This window comes from Nocardia sp. CWNU-33 (genome assembly GCF_046764895.1).
Lineage (GTDB): Bacteria > Actinomycetota > Actinomycetes > Mycobacteriales > Mycobacteriaceae > Nocardia.
In genome coordinates this window covers 1-3507 of the sequence record NZ_JBKOQN010000086.1, presented here as the reverse complement: position 1 = coordinate 3507, position 3507 = coordinate 1, and the positions used below count along the sequence as shown (strand labels likewise).

Annotated in this window: 2 protein-coding genes and 2 pseudogenes; 1 reads left to right on the top strand and 3 read right to left on the bottom strand. The window is 65.1% G+C overall.

The window, feature by feature from the left end; all coding sequences use genetic code 11:
- Positions 1-198: pseudogene (locus ACLMAL_RS39370) on the top strand (hypothetical protein); the annotation flags it as partial.
- A gap of 190 nt (positions 199-388) precedes the next feature.
- Here ACLMAL_RS39370 and ACLMAL_RS39365 read toward each other — a convergent pair.
- The 3 genes and pseudogenes from ACLMAL_RS39365 to ACLMAL_RS39355 all read right to left on the bottom strand — a co-directional run.
- Positions 389-1567 (bottom strand): FAD-binding protein, encoded by a 1179-nt coding sequence (locus ACLMAL_RS39365; protein ID WP_412003727.1) that lies wholly within the window; start codon positions 1565-1567, stop codon positions 389-391.
- Between the two features lie 280 nt (positions 1568-1847).
- A complete protein-coding gene (locus ACLMAL_RS39360) occupies positions 1848-2867 on the bottom strand; it encodes a hypothetical protein (RefSeq protein WP_412003726.1) in 1020 nt (339 codons plus the stop codon).
- Between the two features lie 99 nt (positions 2868-2966).
- Positions 2967-3507, bottom strand: a pseudogene (locus tag ACLMAL_RS39355) (hypothetical protein); the annotation flags it as partial.

Genomic DNA, 3507 nt, shown 5'->3' with positions numbered 1-3507 from the left:
TGGGTGCGCACCGGGATCGAGGTATCGGTGCTGGCCGCCGGCTGGGTGCTGGGAGGCAGCATCGGCATCGCAACACTGGTGTACGCGTTCGGCATCGGGCCACTGATCCAAATGATGATCCCGTATGCCGACCGGTTCCTACCGGGATTCCGCATCGACCGCGCGAGCGAGCCCGCGGTGGTTGTCGCCGCACCATGACAGCACTCCACCCTGCACCTACTGGAGGCATGCCCACTACGAGTCGTACTCGAATTTTCTTGGGAGGCAAGGGGACTGAGGATCCGTATCGACTTTCTCGCCGAAGATCCACACCAACTACGCCGATCCACCACAAGCCCGAGGCACGATGTTCAACCTTGTGTGTGGCAACGCATTTCGACGCCAGACACTAATCTCGAGTACGCACGGTGGCTTTCACGAGCGGGAGGTGGGCGTTGACGTGTTCCAGTCGGTGTGACGAGCGCAGCTGTGCAAGCTGATCCAGGTCAGTTCCATAGAGTCGTTCGGCCAGCGAATCGTCGAGGTCGTTGACGCCGTAAAGATAAGGATGCCCGCCCAGCTCGCAGCAGCGTTCCAGCAGGTCGCGAAACATGTGGCGGGTGGCGGCGATGGCGGCCGGGTCGCGCTCGACCGAGGTGTACAGGCCCAATCCGATCGAGACGGGATCAGTGCCGACCGGGGCGAAGGCGAATGGGGTTGCGGCGGCGGGGCGTCGCACGATCAAGATGTACAACATCGTGAGAACACGGTTCAGCGGAGCTCGGTGTAGCAAAGCCTCGGCGGCCGCGAGCATCGGCGCGAACTGCGCGGCAGGCACGACGTAATCGGTCCACAGGCGCACCTTGTCGGAAGGCGTGGCGGCCGCCCGTCCGGTGTGCTCCGCGAACGGCAGATCGGGCACAATCGAGCAGTTCTCGTTGCTGCATCGCTGCGCGCTGATGCCGCCCCAACCCGTCGTGGAGCTGAGCATGCCGCCGCGCAGGGACGCGCAGTAGATGTCGACATCGTCGCGCTGTGCGATCCGTTCGGTGTGCTCGACGAGCTCGGTGAGTGAGGCATGCCGGGTACGGTGCACGTGGGTGTAGCGCTGGTAGGGCACGGTGCGCAGCACCGCCCGTTCGATCAGTCCGACAGTGCCGAGCCCGCCGAGCGCGAACCGGAACAGCTCAGGATGGTCGGTACGTGAGCACCACCGGCTGGCTCCCATTCCGTCGATCAGCTGGATCCGCTCCACATGATCGACCTGCATGCCATATCGCACCGAGTTGGTCCCGAAGCCGCCCACCGAGAGGGTTCCGCCCACCGACATGTGCAGATAGTCGGTCAGCACGGGAAAGGCCCGGCCGCGGCGGTTCAGATATCGCTCGAGGCCGTACCAGTCCATCCCGGCGGGCACCTCGATCAGGCCGTCGCCGAGGTCCCGCACTTGGTTGGCCGCGGTGTCCGGTGCGTAGGTGACGAGCAGTTCATCGCCGGTGACGGTCTGTCCACCACAGGAATGACCCGCACCGCGCAGCGTCAACGGTCGACCGGAGCCGATCAGTACGGAGGGAAACGCGGCGGGCATCCGGTGCACAGCCTGTGGCACGGTGTGCCACAGGCCGCCGAAATCAGTGGCGAACTCGGCGATGGGAACCTCGCAGAACTAATGGCCTCGCGTTTGGGATCGCACCCGAGTAGGGTCCCTTCTCTGCGCGGGGAACTCCTCGCGGCCATCCTGCCATCTTCGCTGTGAACGGAATCCCCTTGGCCACAGGCGTTTCCGCTGCCGATTTCCGCGGCGATGAACTGCTACGAAAATACGCCGCGTAAGATGTGCTCTTACAGGGCATCCAGCCTCCTACTTACTATTGAGCACTCCATGTGGGTGTGCCGTATACGTTGAGTTTGTCGATGCCGTGGTCGGCCGAAAAGCCCAGCCCGGCTATCGAGTGACGCCAGCTCGCTCCACATGATTCGGCTGCGAGGGCGAGGGCGTCGACGGCATGGGTGGTGCCGTGGTGCCGGGACGCGAGTGCGCCGACGAGCCCGGTCAGGTCGGTGGTTCCCCTGGCGGACAGGTAGAGCGAGAAGGTAGGGTCGCCGGCACCGCGTGCACGGCAGACGAAGAAGTTGTGTTCGTGGAGCTCGGCTGCGTCGACGCCGCACCGAACGAGTTCCGATAGCACTTCCCATGCCGGATCGCCGAAGTGGCGGACCAGCTTCATCGGAACGGCGATGTCGCAGAGTCGGCTCCGCAGGTAGATCTTGTGGTTGACCTCGCCGTGCGCGTCCACCTCGATCGCGGCACCAGCAGGCTCGATGAGCTTCTCGTTGTCGGGTACGGACGCCAATCCGGCGAACCCGGGCCACGTACTGCACAACCGGTGCAGCGCCGCTGGCGCGGTCAGTTTGCCATACACCTTGATGCGGGCTGGGTGATGTGGCGCTGCGGCATGGTGGGCAACCCCTATCCATGTGGCGAAGCGATCCCCCGCCGGAACTTTCGCGGGATCGGGAAACAGCGTCGCGACAAAGGATTGCAGCATGTCGGCAACCGTCTCGTCTCCGTTCGGCAACCATGCGACGACATCCCGGATCGCGGCGAGTTGAGCGGCCAGGCGGGAGACGAAGTCCGGCTCCTGCGTCCCGGTCTCGGTGACGTAGCGAAGGGCAGGTGTGAACTGTCCTCGGCCGCCGGTCACGCTGGCTTCGAGCGGAATCCCGGATCTGGTCAGCGTGCTGGCTCGGCGTCCATCTGGTCTGCGCGGGTCCAGCTGTCCTCCACTGGCGCGTTCCATCATGGCGCGGATGGACGCTGGGTCACAGGACGGCGTCAACCGCTCGGCCAAGTCGACCAGGAAATCTCCGGTTGCTCTGGTCGTCATTTTCGTCGGAATGCTCGGGTGGGGAAGCCGGTGTGTGCTGTGGAATCAGTCCACCGCGGCACCGCTGCCCCTGCGGCCATGTCAGGTGCCACGCTCACCTCAGATCGGCGTGGGAACGGCCGGCGGCCTCGGCGGTGCGGCCGGAGCCGTAATCGCAGGTGGCGCGGCAGCCGCTTGTCCGGGGGCGTCGGTCGGGCGCGAGAAACGTTGGAAATCGCCGAATCTTCCGTCGTGCTGGTCGAGCGGCACGACTTCGTTGTGGGAGACGACTCCCAGGCCCGTTTCGGTTTGCACGATCACGCCTTTGTGATTCGCCCACTCCACGACATCGCCGGTCCTAGGGGCGCCGTCGACCCCTGGCCATCCAGACGAATCTCCTCGCGTGCTCTGGTAGGCGGCCTGCGCATCGGCGGACGGGTCGGCTATTGCCTTCTGCACGACCTGTTCCACCTCCGGCGACACCATTTGTTTCGGAGCGCCGTTCACCTCCAAAGGCACCTCCTTCGGGGCATCCACCGGTGGTGGGGGAGTCGTCGGAGTGGCGGAGACACCTGCTTGTGTTGCCTGTCCCGGTGTCCCGGGAGCTGCCGCGGTTGCGCCCGCATTCGCCTTGGCATGCTCGGCTCTGTCGCGATCGCGC

Bases quoted from the DNA above. Each gene is read 5' to 3' on its own strand.
- ACLMAL_RS39360 (WP_412003726.1), bottom strand. From the start codon at position 2,867: ATGACGACCAGAGCAACCGGAGATTTCCTGGTCGACTTGGCCGAGCGG.
- ACLMAL_RS39365 (WP_412003727.1), bottom strand. From the start codon at position 1,567: ATGCCCGCCGCGTTTCCCTCCGTACTGATCGGCTCCGGTCGACCGTTG.